This window comes from Frigidibacter sp. SD6-1 (genome assembly GCF_030143255.1).
In the GTDB taxonomy this organism is placed as follows: domain Bacteria; phylum Pseudomonadota; class Alphaproteobacteria; order Rhodobacterales; family Rhodobacteraceae; genus TMP-24.
Map to the genome: position 1 here is coordinate 35,044 of NZ_JARJNR010000003.1, position 15,969 is coordinate 51,012.

16 protein-coding genes are annotated in these 15,969 nt (G+C 67.3%); 10 read left to right on the forward strand and 6 right to left on the reverse strand.

The window, feature by feature from the left end:
• Positions 1-8 precede the first annotated feature (8 nt).
• The 5 genes from P0645_RS06600 to P0645_RS06620 all read right to left on the reverse strand — a co-directional run bounded on the left by P0645_RS06600 (position 9) and on the right by P0645_RS06620 (position 4,535).
• The gene (locus tag P0645_RS06600) at positions 9-524 is read right to left on the reverse strand and encodes a hypothetical protein (RefSeq protein ID WP_284163787.1); all 516 of its coding nucleotides are present in this window, start codon (positions 522-524) and stop codon (positions 9-11) included.
• 42 nt (positions 525-566) lie between these two features.
• Positions 567-1,589, reverse strand: a complete 1,023-nt coding sequence (locus P0645_RS06605) for an aspartate-semialdehyde dehydrogenase (RefSeq protein WP_284163788.1) — start codon at positions 1,587-1,589, stop codon at positions 567-569.
• An 88-nt stretch (positions 1,590-1,677) separates the two neighbouring features.
• Positions 1,678-2,304, reverse strand: a complete 627-nt coding sequence (locus tag P0645_RS06610) for a glycosyltransferase family 29 protein (RefSeq protein ID WP_284163789.1) — start codon at positions 2,302-2,304, stop codon at positions 1,678-1,680.
• The gene (locus P0645_RS06615) at positions 2,301-3,347 is read right to left on the reverse strand and encodes a glycosyltransferase family 4 protein (protein ID WP_284163790.1); all 1,047 of its coding nucleotides are present in this window, start codon (positions 3,345-3,347) and stop codon (positions 2,301-2,303) included. Before P0645_RS06615 ends, P0645_RS06610 begins: the two co-directional genes overlap by 4 nt.
• Before the next feature lie 9 nt (positions 3,348-3,356).
• Complete coding sequence (locus P0645_RS06620; RefSeq protein ID WP_284163791.1) at positions 3,357-4,535, reverse strand: MFS transporter; 1,179 nt, start codon at positions 4,533-4,535, stop codon at positions 3,357-3,359.
• A 159-nt stretch (positions 4,536-4,694) separates the two neighbouring features.
• Between P0645_RS06620 and P0645_RS06625 the strand changes: the two genes are divergently transcribed.
• The 10 genes from P0645_RS06625 (at position 4,695) to P0645_RS06670 (ending at position 14,597) form a co-directional block, all read left to right on the forward strand.
• Positions 4,695-5,294: a helix-turn-helix domain-containing protein gene (locus P0645_RS06625; RefSeq protein ID WP_284163792.1), complete on the forward strand. Its 600-nt coding sequence runs from the start codon at positions 4,695-4,697 to the stop codon at positions 5,292-5,294.
• A gap of 255 nt (positions 5,295-5,549) precedes the next feature.
• Positions 5,550-7,136, forward strand: a complete 1,587-nt coding sequence (locus tag P0645_RS06630) for an ABC transporter substrate-binding protein (protein WP_284163793.1) — start codon at positions 5,550-5,552, stop codon at positions 7,134-7,136.
• Positions 7,137-7,209: 73 nt separating this feature from the next.
• Complete coding sequence (locus P0645_RS06635; RefSeq protein WP_284163794.1) at positions 7,210-8,151, forward strand: ABC transporter permease; 942 nt, start codon at positions 7,210-7,212, stop codon at positions 8,149-8,151.
• Positions 8,148-9,002: an ABC transporter permease gene (locus tag P0645_RS06640; RefSeq protein ID WP_284163795.1), complete on the forward strand. Its 855-nt coding sequence runs from the start codon at positions 8,148-8,150 to the stop codon at positions 9,000-9,002. The genes P0645_RS06635 and P0645_RS06640 overlap by 4 nt, the downstream gene beginning before the upstream one ends.
• A gap of 1 nt (position 9,003) precedes the next feature.
• Positions 9,004-9,993: an ABC transporter ATP-binding protein gene (locus P0645_RS06645; protein WP_284163796.1), complete on the forward strand. Its 990-nt coding sequence runs from the start codon at positions 9,004-9,006 to the stop codon at positions 9,991-9,993.
• Positions 9,990-10,988 carry an ABC transporter ATP-binding protein gene (locus P0645_RS06650; protein WP_284163797.1) on the forward strand — a complete coding sequence of 333 codons (999 nt, stop codon included), beginning with the start codon at positions 9,990-9,992 and terminating at the stop codon, positions 10,986-10,988. The genes P0645_RS06645 and P0645_RS06650 overlap by 4 nt, the downstream gene beginning before the upstream one ends.
• Entirely contained in the window at positions 10,981-12,783 is a 1,803-nt protein-coding gene (locus P0645_RS06655; protein ID WP_284163798.1) for an aminopeptidase P family protein, read from the forward strand. Before P0645_RS06650 ends, P0645_RS06655 begins: the two co-directional genes overlap by 8 nt.
• 66 nt (positions 12,784-12,849) lie before the next feature.
• Complete coding sequence (locus tag P0645_RS06660) at positions 12,850-13,770, forward strand: thioredoxin family protein (protein ID WP_284163799.1); 921 nt, start codon at positions 12,850-12,852, stop codon at positions 13,768-13,770.
• 6 nt (positions 13,771-13,776) lie between these two features.
• Positions 13,777-14,418, forward strand: coding sequence for an LON peptidase substrate-binding domain-containing protein (locus P0645_RS06665; RefSeq protein ID WP_284163800.1), 642 nt, complete (start codon positions 13,777-13,779; stop codon positions 14,416-14,418).
• Entirely contained in the window at positions 14,415-14,597 is a 183-nt protein-coding gene (locus P0645_RS06670; protein ID WP_284163801.1) for a Trm112 family protein, read from the forward strand. The genes P0645_RS06665 and P0645_RS06670 overlap by 4 nt, the downstream gene beginning before the upstream one ends.
• Positions 14,598-14,747: 150 nt before the next feature.
• Here P0645_RS06670 and P0645_RS06675 read toward each other — a convergent pair whose 3' ends face one another.
• A complete protein-coding gene (locus tag P0645_RS06675; protein ID WP_284163802.1) occupies positions 14,748-15,968 on the reverse strand; it encodes an FAD-dependent monooxygenase in 1,221 nt (406 codons plus the stop codon).
• Between the last annotated feature and the right edge of the window lies 1 nt (position 15,969).

Sequence of the window (15,969 nt, forward strand, 5' to 3'; positions counted from 1 at the left end):
CTCGAAGGTCAGACGCGCGGCGATGCGCCGATCTTGGTTGTTTCTCTCCCGGTTGCAACGTTGATCTGCGGACCCGCCGGTCGGGTATTCCGGCCTTGAAGGAGCGCGGTCAGCGCGAGCCCCGGTCTGGGGTGGTCCGGAAAGCCCGCGCCGAACCGGCGGACGAGGTCGAGATAACCGGGCCCGGCCTCGGATCCCTTGCAGAGCACTTCGCCCGTCTCCGCGTCGATGAGGACAAGCCCGCCACCCTTTGGCGCATAGCCGAGGCCGCGCGCCCGAAGGCGCGCCTGCGCCTCTGCCCAACTGCTTGCCTCCACAAGGGCCTCTGCGACGAGAAGCCGAAGGCGCCCGAGGAGCCGCTCGTCGATGACTTCGTCACTCCTCGCTGCCCTGCGCTCCCGCCGCTGGATTTCCAGCCGGATGAGGTCGCGCAGAACTGTGCCCGGTGTCTGGTCGGCATCGCGGCAGAGCGCGGTGAAGCGCTGCCACTGGCCGCGGTCGCACAAGAAAAGGGTCTCGGCCATATCCATGACCGAAACCCTCATCCGATTCTGGTTAACGAAAGGTTAGCCCTTCTTCAGGCAGCGGCTGCCCAGCAATTCCGCGATCTGCACCGCGTTCAGCGCCGCGCCCTTGCGCAGGTTGTCCGACACGACCCACATCGACAGGCCGTTGTCGATGGTCGAATCCTGCCGCACCCGGCTGACATAGGTCGCATATTCGCCCACGCATTCAATGGGCGTGATGTAGCCGCCCGCCTCGCGCTTGTCGACGACCATCACCCCCGGCGCCTCGCGCAATATGTCCTGCGCTTCCTGCCAGTCGAGGAAATCCTCGGTCTCGACATTCACCGCCTCGGAATGGCCGACGAACACCGGCACGCGCACGCAGGTCGCGGTGACCTTGATCGACTTGTCGAGGATCTTCTTGGTCTCGGCCACCATCTTCCATTCTTCCTTGGTCGAGCCATCGTCGAGGAAGACGTCGATATGGGGAATGACGTTGAAGGCGATCTGCTTGGAAAATTTCTTCGGCGGTACTTCGGAAACCGGGTTGTAGATAGACTTGGTCTGATCCCACAACTCGTCGATCCCTTCCTTGCCCGCGCCCGACACCGACTGGTAGGTCGCGACGACCACGCGGGTGATCTTCGCCCGGTCATGAATGGGCTTCAGCGCCACCACCATCTGCGCGGTCGAACAATTGGGGTTGGCGATGATGTTCTTCTTGCGGTAGCCCTCGATCGCATCGGCATTCACCTCCGGCACGATCAGCGGCACGTCGGGGTCGTAGCGGTACAAGGACGAGTTATCGATGACGACACAGCCCGCGGCTGCCGCCTTCGGCGCATAGATCTTCGTCGCGTCCGAACCGACCGCGAAGAGCGCGATGTCCCAGCCGGTGAAATCGAACGTGTCCAGGTCCCTGGTCTTGAGTGTCTTGTCGCCAAAGCTGACTTCGGTGCCGAGCGATTTGCGCGAGGCAAGTGCGGCAATCTCGTCCACCGGGAACTCCCGTTCCGCGAGGATATTCAGCATTTCACGGCCCACATTCCCCGTGGCGCCGGCGACAACGACCTTGTAGCCCATCTGGGGTTCTCCTTCTTCCAAAGAGGCCCCTTATCCGATCAGTTTGGGCAATAAAAGCGAAAGATGCGGCAGCGCGGCATTTGCGAAGTTACCCGTGGGAACCCTGCCGCGAAATGCGTCCATCGCGGGCCATCAGATCGGCCACGAAGGCCGCCTCTGCCGCGAAATCATGCGGCACCTGATCTGCCGTCCGGCTGCCGGTCAGCGAGAGCGAGGCGAAGAAATCGAATCCATGGAGCGTGAGTTGCGCCAAGCCGCTCGCCGCCAGAAGGTCGATCATCATCAGCCCGGTCGTCGGCGGCGCGCCAAGCGCCTGTTTCAGCCGCCCGAACTCCTCCAGCGGATGCAGGTAGAAGCCCGGCGAGGAGGCCACCCGCCACGACAGCCGCTTCCTCTTGTGCGACATCCACAGGATGCGCGCGGGCTTCACCCGGGCCAAGTCCGCTGCTCCGATCGAGGTCGCCAGCGCCAGCCAGTCGGTCCGCGTGCCATGCGAGGCGGCAGAGGGCATCGGCGCCCGGTTGATGCGGATCACGATATCCGCCGCATCGATCCCGGCCCCGAAGGTGGCGTCCGCCAGCGACCGCGCATTGCCCACGAGCGCCACCCGCTTGTCGTCAAGCTCCGCCATCAGGCTCGCCCGCCCCGCCGACAGCGCCCTCAGCGGCGCCTCCTGCCTCAGCGTGCGCGCCAGAAGGAACGACAGCCGGTTCATGCCAGCATCTCGCGATAGATCGCGACCAGCCGCTCGGCCTCGCTCTCGATCCGGTGGTTCGCCTCGACATGCGCCCGCGCGACCGGTCCGGCGGCGGCAAGCCGCACGCGATCGTCGATGCAGTCGCGGATCGCCTCGGTCAGCGCCGCCGCATCGCCGGGCGGCACCAGTGTGCCCGTCTCGCCCGGCCTGATCAGCGCCTCGAAGGCACCGACGCGCGAGGCGACGACGGGCACGCCGGAAGCCATGGCTTCCAAGGGCGTCAGCCCGAACCCTTCCCAGCGCGCGGGCGCGCAGAACAGATCGAGCGTCCGGTAATGTTTCGCCACCGCGTCCCAGTCGATCTCGCCCAGAAAATGCACACGGTCGGCGATACCGGCGGCTGTCAGCCGCGCCCGCTGTTCCTCGAAGAAGCCCTTCTGATCGTCCGTCACACGACCGGTGAAGATCATCTGCACATCGGGTCGCTCCGGCAGAAGCGCGAGCGCGGCATCGACCATCAGATCGACACCCTTCTGCGCGCGTATCCGCCCGAAACAGCCGATGAGGCACGCATTCTCGGGCAATCCCAGCTCGCGCCGCAGGGCCCGCTTGTCCGCCGCCGGTTCGAATACGCCGCAATCGACGCCATGCATCACCACCGTTGCGGGCACTTCAAGATACGATGCCGCCTGCGGCGAGGTCGCCACCACCCGGTCCATCCGCCGGATCAGCCATTTCGTGAAACCTTTGTGGTGGCGCTGGGCGGCCGAGGTGAAGAGAAGCTTCAGCTTTCGCCGGAACAGGTGGCGCAAGATCAGCCCCAGCGCCATCTCGGTATTCCGCCGTGCGTGCCACACACGCCAGCGGTCGCGCGGGACAAGGAAGCACCGCCACAGCGCCAGATGCGGCAGTTGGGCGGGTAGCCCCGGGCCCGTCGCCACGATGCCGATCATGCCCGCCTGCAAGGGCAGAAGCCGCACCACGGTCGTCGTCACGCCCGACAGGCGGCGTTTCAGGTTCGGGGCGATGACGGCGATGTCGCGGAGGGGCGGGCTTTGCATCCCCCCTGACTAGACCCGTTCGTCGCGACTGAAAAGGTAGATCGCCAGACCGGCGAGAAGCGGCACGAGGAAGAAGAGGAAGAGGCCCCGGAAGGTCGCCTCGGCGCTGCCGCCCTCCAGCGCGCGATAGACCGGGCGCGAGGCGAACTGCATCACCCCCGCCCCGCCGATCGAGAAGAGATTGATGAAACTCACCCCCCGTCCGATCAGATGCGGCGGCAGGAAGCTGCGGCCATGGGCCATGATCGCGGGGTAGGTGGCGCCGAAGAAGCCGTGCACGGCCAGCAGGACAGCCGCCGTCCAGAACCCCGCCGCCGGGGCCCAGGCAAGCGTGCCGAGCGCCAGCGCCGACAGGCTGACGCAGCCCACGACACTCCATTTCCGCGATCCGACCAGCCGGTCAAGCGGCCCGATCACCAGATTGCCCGCCACCATCGCGAGGCTCATCACCAATGTCGCCCAGCCGATGCCTGCCACATCGGCGCCGTAGACCTCGCCCAGATAGGGCCCGGCCCAAAGCCCGCGGATCATCGCCGCCGGCGCATAGGCCACGAACATCAGCGCCGCCACCGGCCAGAGCGCGCGGATGGCGAAAAGCTCGCCGAAGGTGCCCGTCTCCGCCCGCGCGTCGGCCGCCGGTTCGGGGTCGCGCGCCAGAAGGAAGATGCCGCCCGCGACCGCAAGCGCGATCACCGCCAGCGCGCCAAGCGCCGCCCGCCAGCCGATTGCGCCGATGATCCAGGCCAGCGGCGCCGACCCGATGATCACGCCCAGCGATCCGACCCCGACCGTCAGCCCGGCAAGCGCCCCGAACATCTTCGGCGGATAGACCCGCGCGAAGATGAAATAAGAGGCCATCAGCACGGGCGAACAGCCGATGCCGATCAGCACCATCGCCAGCCACAGATGCCAGGGTGCCGTCGCAAGCGCGAAGACCAGCGCGCCCCCCCCGCCGCCCGCGGCCAGAAGCACCGCCGCCGTGCGCCGCGGCCCGACCCGGTCGAGCGCGGCGCCCACCGGAAACTGCATGGCGGCAAAGGCGATGAACCACAGGCTCGATGCCATCGCCAGATCGTCCGGCCCCGCCCCGACCTCCGCGCCGAGAACCGGGCTCATGACCGCAAGGAACGTGCGGAAGAACTGGCTCAGCACATAGGCCGCCACCAGACACACCAGACCTGCCGCCATCGTCCCCTCCCGCTTTGCCGCGGCACCCTGTGCGAAGTGCGCTGCGCCCGCAAGAGGTCTGCGCAGCTTCACCTTTACCTTTCCGCCAGGGTCAGTTTAGATATACTAAAATCAGTTTTAGTGGCCTGCTTGTTGGCCGGACCGCTCGGGGAGGAGCAGATGGACCAGAAACCGGCGAAGCGCCCGCGCAAGGCGCCCGAGGTGCCGCCGCTCGGCCGCGCGATCCGCCACCGCCGCAAGGTGCTCGGCATGACGCTCGAAGCGGTGGCCTCGGCCGCCGAACTGACGACAGGCTTCATCTCGCAGGTCGAACGCGGCCTGTCCGCGCCCTCGCTGTCGTCGCTCATGGCCATCGCGGCGGCGCTGCAGACGACGATCGAACAGCTTGTCAGCGTGCCCGAGGATTTCGCCGCCCATGTGCCGCACGACAAGCGCCGCACCTTCACTCTGGGGGCCGAGCGGCGGTTCTACGAGATGCTGGGCCCCGGTTTCGCGGGCGCGCTCATGCACCCCCAGATCGTCCATCGCCCGGCCGGCCACGTCTCAGAGAAGATGTGCCATACCGGCGAGGCCTTCCTGCATCTCCTCTCCGGGCGGCTCGAATATCGTCTGGACGACGAGACCCATCTGCTCGAACCCGGCGACTGCATCCACCACGACACGACCCGCCCGCATCATTCGATCGTGCTCGGTGATGAAGGATCGGTCGAGCTCTGGGTGACCACCTCTCCGGTGCGCAGGCCCGCGCAGAAGGCCTGAGCCCGGCGCGACCCCGCCACAAGGCAGACGGAGTTTTCGAAAACTCCGTCCGGAGCCTTCGAAGGCTCCGGTCCGATTTCTTTCAAGAAATCGGTTCCAGCCGATGCGCCTGACTGCCACGGGGCGGGGTGGTCCGGCCCGGCCACTGACTTCTTCTGTATCAACACTAAAAAAAATTATAGTATTTTGCAGAAGTCGTTTATTCAGGCTTACACAAAGTCGAATCAACACAACCAAAACGACTGGGAGGTCACCATGAATACCCGGCGCATCGCCTCGGCCCTCGCGCTTGCCGCCGTCCTCGGCACCCCTGCCGCCGCGCAGGACCGCGGCGGTATCCTCAACTTCGCGCGCTATGACGGATCGCAGCTCGTCGATCCGATCTATGCCGACCGCAACCCCGACATCTGGATGGTCGGCAGCCTCTTCGACACGCTCCTGCGCCTCGGCGCCGACGGCAAATCGGTGGAACCGGGCCTTGCCGAAAGCTACGAGCTTGCCGCCGACGGCAAGAGCGTGACGCTGAAATTGCGCTCCGGCTTGACCTTCGCCGACGGCAGCCCGTTGACCGGGGCCGATGTCGTCTTTTCGCTCGACCGGGCGCGCAATGGGGATCTGTCGTCCTGGGCCGGTCTCATCGGCTCGATCGACAGCGTGGCCGCTGATGGAGACAGGATCACCATCGCGCTGAAGACCCCCGATCCGACGATCCTGACGATGCTCGCGACCTTCAACACTGCCATCGTCTCGAAGGCCGCCTTCGATGCTGCACCCGGCGCGACCGACCAGGAAAAATCCGCCGCGATCTTCGCCAAGGGCGGCCCGGGCGTCGGCTCCGGCCCCTTCTATCTCTGCGGCTTCGAACAGGGCGCGACGATGGATTTCTGCGCCAACAAGGGCTACTGGCGCCAGGGCGCCGACGGCAAGCCCTTGCCCTATCTCGACGGCGTGCATTTCCAGGTCATCCCCGATGACGCGACCCGCATCCTGAAGCTGCAGGCGGGCGAGGTCGATGTGGCCGAGTTCGTGCCCTTCGCCCGGGTGGCGGAACTCAAGGCCGACGAAAAGCTCAATATGGAGCTCTTCCCCTCGACCCGGATCATCTATTCGCCGATCAACGTCCGCGCCACGCGCGCCGACGGTTCGCCCAACCCGCTCGCCGATGTCCGCGTCCGCCAGGCCTTGAACTACGCGACCGACAAGGCGGCGCTCATCGGCCTTGTCCTCCATGGCGCGGGCAAGCCGATGTCCTCGCCCCTGATGGCGGCGGCGACGCAGGATGCGGTCAACATGGACCCGCTCTATGGCTATGACCTCGAAAAGGCCAAGGCGCTGATCGCCGAGGCCGGTCTGCCCCAGGGCACGAAGATCACCTTCACCACGCTTGCCGGTTCCGCCGACGATGCGACGATCTTCGCCGCGCTTCAGCAGATGTGGGCACCCCTCGGCATCGATCTGGTGGTCGAGCAGGTCGACGGCCCGACCCGCGGCGCCAAGAACCGCTCGGGCGAGTTCGACATCCACACCTACGGCTGGGTCAACGACGTGAACGACGCCAGCCAGGTCGTCGGCTGGCTCGGCCATACGCCGACCGCGAACGCCGTGGGCACCGGCTGGGAGGATGCGACCTTCAACGGCCTCTATGAAGCGGCGCAGACCGAGATGGACCCGGCCAAGCGCACCGACGCATTCGCGCAGATGCAGAAGATCTATGCCGAGGCCGCGCCGCTCCTTTTCATGTACGAAACCCCCTTCGCGGTCGCTGTGTCGAATGAGGTCTCGGGCTATGTCCAGACCCCGCTCGGCGCCAATGTCTTCGAAGAGGCGACGGTCAGCCGCTGAGGCTGACCGCAAGCGCCGCCGCACCGTTCCCCCGAACGCCCCCCGCGGCGGCGCCCCCTTTCCCCGAGGTTCCATGCAAAGTCTGGCCTACATAGCAAAGCGGCTCCTTCTGATGGTGCCGACCTTTGCCATCGTGATGGTGATCATCTTCCTGCTGGTCCGTCTGCTGCCCGGCGATCCGGCCATCGCCATCGCCGGTGACAAGGCCTCCGACGCCGACCTTGCGGCGATCCGCGAACGGCTGGGCCTCAATGAACCGTTGCTCGTGCAGTTCTGGCTGTTCCTCACCAACACGTTGCAGGGCGATCTCGGCCGCTCGATCCTGATGAAGGCGCCCGCACTCGGCGTGATCCTCGACCGGTTGCCGACCACCGCCTTCCTCACGCTCTACGCCGTGACCCTCTCGCTGCTCATCGCCGGGCCTCTGGCCTTCGTCGCCGCGCTCAATCGTGGCCGCTGGCCCGACGCCGCGATCCGCGCGGTGTTTCAGGTCGGGCTTTCGATGCCGGTCTTCTATATCGGCCTCGTCCTTCTGACCTTCCTCGCCGCCCGCGCGCGCCTCTTCCCGGTCGGCGGCATCGGGCATGGTTTCTTCGAAAACCTCCACCAGCTTTTCCTGCCCGCGATGACCATCGCGCTTTACACTTCCGCCATCGTGATGCGGAACCTGCGCGCCTCGATCATCGAGGTTCTGGACGCCGAATATGTCCAGTTCGCCCGCGCCAAGGGCCTGTCCTCGCGGCTGATCCTCGGCCGCCATGTGCTCAGGAACGCGCTGATCTCGACCGTCACGCTCCTCGGCCTCTCGATCGGCAACCTGATGAGCGGCACGCTGGTGACCGAGACGGTCTTCGCCGTGCCGGGCGTCGGGCGGCTGATGCTCGAGGCGATCTTCGCCCGCGACTATCCGCTCATCCAGGGCCTGACGCTCACCTTCGCCGTCCTCGTCTCGGCGGTCTTCCTTCTGACCGACCTCGTGCAAAGCTGGCTTGACCCCAGGATGCGGCTGACATGACCGAAACGACCCTATCCTTGCCGAAAAGCCGCTCGCGCCTCGGGCTGGCGCTGCGCCGACCGGGTTTCCTTTTGGGCGCGGCGATCATCGGGTTCTCGACGCTCCTGGCGCTTTTCCCCGGTCTCTTCGCGCCCTATGATCCGAATTTCATCGACTATACGGCGGTGGGCCAGCCGCCTTCGGCCGCCCATCCGTTCGGCACCGACATGCTCGGGCGCGACGCCTTCTCGCGGGTGATCTGGGCCTACCGGATCAACATGCAGATGGCGATCCTTGCCACCGTCTTCGCGCTGGTCATCGGCGTGACCGTCGGCGCGCTTGTGGGCTACTACCGGGGCGTTGCCGACATGATCTTCGGTCGCTTCGTCGATGCGATCATCACCTTTCCCTTCCTCGTCCTCGTCATCGCCGTCGTCGCGGTTCTGGGGCCGGGGCTGATCAACATGTATATCGCGATCACGCTGGTGGGCTGGGTCTATTATGCCCGCCTGATGCGGGCCGAGATCATCGGCCAGATGGGCAATGATTATGCCGCCGCGGGCCTTGTCATGGGCTATTCCGACCGGCGCATCATCTTCCGCCACCTTCTGCCCAACGCCATCACCCCCGTGATCGTCTACTGGATGACCGACATGGCGCTCGCCATCCTCCTCGGCTCCTCGCTCGGCTATCTCGGCCTCGGCGCGCAGCCGCCGCAGGCGGAATGGGGCGTGCTGATCGCCGAGGGGCGGAATTTCATCACCACCGCCTGGTGGCTCAGCCTGATGCCCGGCATCGCCATCGTTCTGACCGGCCTCGGCTTCTCGCTTCTGGGCGACGCCATGGCAGACCTTCTCAGGCCGAGGGGCTGAGATGACCCGCGACACGATCCTCGAGGTGCGAAACCTCACCACCACCTTCACCCGCGCCGGTCGCGTCCTGCCTGCGGTGCGCGACGTGTCCTTCAGCCTTGGCCGGGGCGAGGTGCTGGGGCTCGTCGGCGAAAGCGGCTCGGGCAAGTCGGTCACGCTCCGCTCGATCCTCGGCCTGTCGCGCCATTACGGCACCGTTACCGGTGAGGTCCTGTGGAAGGGCCGCGACATCGCGCCTATGTCCGAACGCCAGCTCCGCACCGTGCGCGGGCGAGAGATCGCCATGATCTTTCAGGAGCCGATGAGCTCGCTCAATCCGCTTCTCACCGTCGGGCTGCAGTTGACCGAGGTGCTGAAGGCCCACACCGACCTTGGTCGCACCGAGCGCCGCAAGCGCGCGGTAGAGATGCTCGACCATGTCGGCATCCCCTCGGCGGCGGCGCGGCTCGATGACTACCCCCACCAGTTCTCCGGTGGCATGCGCCAGCGCGTAATGATCGCCATCGCGCTCGCCGCGCGGCCAGAGCTTCTGCTGGCCGACGAGCCCACCACCGCGCTCGACGTGACGATCCAGGCGCAGATCCTCGACCTGATCCTCGGCCTTGCCCGCGAATATGACATGGGCGTCCTTCTGGTGACCCATGACCTCGGCGTCGTCGCCCAGACCTGCGACCGGGTCGCGGTGATGTACGCAGGCCGCATCGTCGAGGAGGCACCGGTCGCCCCCCTCCTTTCCGATCCGCGCCATCCCTATACGATGGGCCTCATGCGGTCGGTCCCCGAAGGGGTTGCACCGCGCACTTCCCTCTATTCCGTCCCGGGCACCCCGCCCGCGCTCGACGCGCTGCCCATGGGCTGCGCCTTCGCGCCCCGCTGCCCCTCTGCCAGCGCCCAATGCAGCGCGGCCGATCCGGCACTCAGCCGCCTCGCCCCCGGCCGCCTTGCCGCCTGCCACCATCCGGTAAGCCTCGCGAAGGGAGACGCGGCATGACCGCCCCGGTCCTCGAAATCCGCGACCTGCATCTTGCCTTCCCGCTCGGTCGCAGCCTTGCCGACCTGATCGCCCGCCGCCCCGGCCGCGCCGTACGCGCGCTGAACGGCATCGACCTTGACCTCAGGCGTGGCGAGACGCTGGGCATCGTCGGGGAATCCGGCTGCGGCAAGTCGACGCTTGCCCGCGCCATCGTCCGGCTCTACCGCCCGACCTCGGGCACTGTCCGCTTCGACGGCGACGACGTCTTCGCCACCGGAAACCGCCGGGACCGGACGTACAACCGCCGGGTCCAGATGATGTTTCAGGACCCCTATTCCTCGCTCAACCCCCGCATGACCTGCGGCCAGATCCTGACCGAGGCGCTGAGCGTCCACCAGATGCGCCCGCCCGCCGAAATTCCCGCCCGCGTGGCCGAACTTCTCGACCTCGTGCGCCTGCCGCAGGATGCGGCGGGCAAGCTGCCGCATGAATTTTCCGGCGGCCAGCGCCAAAGGATCGCCATCGCCCGCGCGCTCGCCGTCGAACCCGAGGTGCTGATCGCCGACGAACTCGTCTCGGCCCTCGATGTCTCGGTCCAGGCGCAGGTGGTGAACCTGCTTCTCGAACTGCAGGAAAGGCTCGATCTCACCATCCTTTTCGTCGCCCATGACCTGCGGCTCGTCCGCCATGTGTCGAACCGCGTCGCGGTCATCTACCTTGGCAGGATTGTCGAGATCGGCGACAGCGAAAGCCTGTTTGCCGCGCCGCTTCATCCCTATTCGCAGGCGCTTCTTTCCGCCGCGCCCTCGCTCGACCCTACCGACCGGGGCAGGGGCGCGCGGCTGCAGGGTGAACTGCCCTCGCCGCTCAATATCCCGCCCGGCTGCCCCTTCCACTTGCGCTGCCCGCGCGCCACCGACATCTGCCGCAAGACGCGCCCCGACCTTCGCAGCGTCGCCGCGCGCGGCGAAGTCGCCTGCCACCATGCCGAAGAGATTGCCCTCAATGGCTGACGATCTGTCCCGCCCGCCCGCGCGCACCGCCGCGACCCTTGCCGCCCTGCGCGCCGAACTGGCCGCCCGGCGGCTCGATGCCTTTCTCGTCCCGCGCTATGACGCCCATCAGGGCGAATATCTGGCACCCTGCGACGAAAGGCTCGCCCATGTCACCGGCTTCACCGGCACGGCGGGATTGGCCATCGTCACTGCCGACACCGTAGCGCTTTTCACCGATGGCCGCTACCGGGTGCAGGCGCAGGCCGAATGCCCGCCGCGCCTCTTCCAGCATTACCATATCGAGGCCGCGCCGCCGGAGGCCTGGCTCGCCGCCGCCGTCCGGCCCGGCTGGCGCGTCGGCTTCGACGCGATGCTTCTGCCGCCCGCCTGGCACGACCGTTTCGCGGCGGCGCTCGCGCCGACCGGGGCCGCGCTGGTCCCGCTCGATCAGAACCCCGTCGATGCGATCTGGCACGACCGGCCCGCAGCGCCGCAGGGCAAGGTCTGGCCGATGCCGCTGCAATATGCGGGCCTGAGCGCCGCCGACAAGCGCACCGCGCTTCTCGCCCATATGGCCGCGCGCGGCGCTGGGCTTTATGTCGAGACCCAGCCCGACAATATCGCCTGGCTCCTGAATGTGCGCGGCGCCGACACGCGCTTCCTGCCCGCGCCGCAATCCTTCCTGACCGTCGACCGGACCGGCCATATCAGCTGGTTCGTCGATCCCGCCAAGATCGGCGCCGATCTGGCCGATCACCTACCCCAGAACCTTGCCCTCGCGCCACCCGCCGACTTCCTGCCCCATGTCGGGACCACCCCGCCCGGCACCCGCGCCCTGATCGACCCCGACCGCTCGCCCGCCGCTGTCCGCCTGGCCCTTCAGGCACAGGGCGCCGAGGTTCTGGCCGAACCCGGCTGGATCACCTCTGTCAAATCGGTGAAACATGCGGCCGAACTTGCGGGCATGCGCGCCTGCCAGATGTCGGACGGCATCGCCTGGACCGAGTTTTCCGCCTGGCTGGCCGAGGCGGTTCCCGCCCGCGCCGCCACCGGCAACCCGGTTCGCGAAGATGAAGCTGCCGAACGGCTCGCCGCCTTCCGGGCGGCGCATGAGGGCTATCTCGGCGAAAGCTTCGCCACGATCTCGGCCTCGGGCGCCAATGCCGCCATGTGCCATTACCACGCCCCGGCCTCCGGCGGCGCACCCCTCCGCCCCGGCACGCCCTACCTTCTGGACGCGGGCGCGCAATATGACATCGGCACCACCGACGCGACCCGTACCTTCACCTTCGGCGGCCCGCTGCCCGATGGCTACCGTACCGCCTGGGCGGCAGTCTTCCGCGCCTTCCACGCGCTGGTCACCCTGCGCTTCCCGCGCGGCACACAGGGCCACCATATCGACGCCATCGCCCGCCGCCCGCTCTGGGACATCGGCGCCGACTACGACCATGGCACCGGCCATGGCGTCGGCCACTGCCTGTCGGTCCACGAACATCCCGCCCGGCTCGGGCGCAAATACAACCCCGTGGACCTTCAGCCCGGCATGGTCATGACCGTCGAGCCCGGCCTCTACCGCGAGGGGCGCTTCGGCATAAGGCTGGAAAATACCGTCGAGATCGTCGAGGAGCCCGACGGTTTCCTCGCCTTCCGCTCGCTCACGCTCGTGCCCTTCCAGACCGATCTTCTCGACCTCGCCGCGCTTGGCACGGACGAACGCGCCTGGCTTCAGGCCTATCACGCCGACATCGCCCGCCGCATCGGCCCTGCCCTGTCGGACCGCGCGAAAGCCTGGCTCGCCCGCTGTACACCCTGACCGTTGCCCCTTGGCCTTTCCGGCCGGAATGCGCATATAGGGGGCGAACTCTCTCAGGGGACAGCCATGCTTGAATTCGGCCAGAAACCCGCCGCCGCGCCCGAAGGCGTTTCCGCAGGCGACCTCATCCGCGACGTCACCGAAGCGACCTTCATGCAGGATGTGATCGAAGTCAGCCGCGAGGTTCCCGTCATCGTCGATTTCTGGGCGCCCTGGTGCGGCCCGTGCAAGACGCTCGGCCCCGCGCTCGAGGCCGAGGTGACGGCGGCGCGCGGCAAGGTGCGCATGGCCAAGGTCAATGTCGACGAAAACCAGATGATCGCCGCGCAATTGCGCATCCAGTCGATCCCCACCGTCTATGCCTTCTGGCAGGGCAAGCCTGTCGATGGCTTCCAGGGCGCGATCCCCGGGTCGCAGATCAAGGAATTCGTGGCGAAACTCGCCAGCCTCGCCGGTGACGGCGGCCTTGGCGATGCGATTGCCGCGGCCGAGGAAATGCTCGCCGAAGGCGCCGCCGTCGATGCGGCCGAAACCTTCGCCGCCATCCTCGGCGAGGAACCCGAAAGTGCCGCCGCCTACGGCGGTCTCGTCCGCGCGCATCTCGCCATGGGCAATCTCGACCAGGCCGAGGGGCTCTTGCAGGCCGCCCCCGAAAAGATCGCGAAAGCGCAGGAGGTCGAAGCCGCCCGCGCCCAGCTCGACCTCGCCCGCCAGGCCGAAAGCGCCGGTCCGGTGACCGAGCTTCTGAACCGGACATTGGCCGCCCCCGATGACCATCAGGCCCGCTACGATCTCGCGCTGGCGCTTCATGCCGCAGGCAAGGTCGAAGGCGCGGTCGAGGAACTTCTCGAACTCTTCCGCCGCGACCGCGAGTGGAACGAGGGCGCCGCCAAAAGCCAGCTTTTCAGGATATTCGACGCGCTGAAACCCAATGATCCGATCGTGCTGAAAGGCCGCCGCAAGCTGTCGTCCATGGTCTTCGTCTGAGGTCCCATGCTTCTCAAGCCCGCTGACCTGCCCGAGGTGATCGCGCTCTTCCCGCTGCCGGGCGCGCTCCTCCTGCCGCGCGGGCGGCTGCCCTTGCATATCTTCGAGCCGCGCTATCTTGCCATGCTCGATGACGTGCTGAAATCGCGCGAACGGCTGATCGGCATCATCCAGCCCCGCCCCGCTCCCGAAGGGAAAAGGCGCCTGTCCGCCATCGGCTGCGCCGGGCGCCTCACCTCGTTCAACGAGACCGAGGACGGCCGCTATATGATCGCGCTTTCGGGCATCAGCCGCTTCCGCCTGACCCGCGAGGTGACCGGCTTCACCCCCTATCTGCGCGCCGAAGTCAGCTGGAAAGGGTTCGAGCGTGACCTCGGCCAGCCCGAGATCGACGAACGGTTCGACCGGGAAAGCTTCCTCGACCTCCTGCGCCGCTTCTTCACCCAGAAGAAGCTCGCCACCGACTGGGAGGGACTGGAGGACGCGCCCGACGAGGTGCTGATCAACGCGCTCGCCATGCTCTGCCCCTTCGACCCCGAGGACAAGCAGGCGCTTCTCGAGGCGCCGACCCTGCCCCTCAGGCGCGAGACGCTGCAGATGCTGATCGAATTCGCGCTCCGCGCCGACGGCGAGGGACAAGTGCAATGACCGACCGCCCCGAGTTCGACCGCCGCATGCTGGAGGCCCTCGTCTGCCCCCTGACGCAAGCCCCCCTGAAGTATGACGCCGAACGGCAGGAACTGATCTCCCCCGCCGCCAGGCTCGCCTTCCCGATCCGCGAAGGCATCCCGATCATGCTGGTGGATGAGGCCCGCGATCTGTCCTGAGAGGCCGGGGGACTTCACGTCCCCCGGACCCCCTGTGGAGTACTTGGACAAAGAAGAAGACCCGCTTTCACTATGGTCCAAATATCCCGGGGTGAACCCCGGATTCATCCGGGGGAGGGGCGGAGCCCCTTCTTCCTGCAATCCGGGACGCTAGAGCCGCTCCCCGGCCAGCAGCTTCGCCGTCTGCCCCGATAACCCCGCCGCCTGCCGCATGAAGGCGCGGCGCAGGGGCGCGATGCGGTTCACAAGGCCGAGGCCGAGGTCGCGGCCGGTGCGCAGAAGCGAATTGTCGTTCGAGAAGATGCCGTTCACCGCATCCATGCCAAGCGCGAGCGTGGTGGCGTCGAAGCGCCGCCAGCTCTGGTAGCGCTCGAGCACATCCTCCGCGCCGATATCCTCGCCCCGGCGGCGGGCGGTCACCAGCACTTCGGCGAGTGCGGCCACATCGCGCAGCCCGAGGTTCAGCCCCTGCCCGGCAATCGGATGGACGCCATGCGCGGCATCGCCCACCAGCGCCAGCCGGGGGGACACATAGCGTTCGGCCAGCGTCAGGGTCAGCGGATAGGAAAAGCGCGGGCCGGCAAGGGAAATCTTGCCGAGGAAGGTGCCGAAGCGCGGGCGCAGCAGGTTCAGGAACCCCTCGTCATCCAGGGCCGCGATGGCGCGGGCGCTTTCCTCCCGCTCGCTCCAGACGATGGACGACCGGTTGCCGGTCAAGGGCAGGATGGCCAGCGGCCCGGCGGGCATGAAGAACTGATGCGCCTCGCCCTTGTGGGGGCGTTCATGGGCGATGGCGGCGACCAGCGCCGTCTGGCCATAGGCATGGCCGACCCGCCGGATGCCCGCCCGCGCGGCGGTGGGCGAGGCACGTCCGTCGCAGGCCGCGATCATCCGTGCGGTCAGGTGCCGACCGTCCGAAAGCGAGACAATGACGCCCGCCGGGCCAGGCTCATGGCCGGTAACCGTGGTGCCGGGAACATGGGTCAGGCCCGGGGTCGCCTGCATGGCAGCGAGGAAGGCCGCGTAAAGATGGCGGTCCTCGACCATGAAGCCCACCGGGCCTTCCTCGATCTCGGCACTGTCGAAGGTCAGGCGCAGGGGCGAGGCGCCTTCGCCCGGCCGCCCGTCCGAGGCCACGACCTTCAGCATCGGCGGCGCCTTGTCCGCGAGTGCGGGCCAGACACCGATCGCGGTCAGGAGTCGCTTCGAGGCCACGGCCAGCGCATAGGCCCGCCCGTCGAACGCCGCCTCGGCCCGGGCGCGGGCGGGCTGGGCGTCGATGACCGCGACGGACAGGCCCGCGCGGGCGAGCGCGAGGCCCAAAGCCGGGCCGTTCAGGCCGCCGCCGATGATAATCACGTCATGATCCATA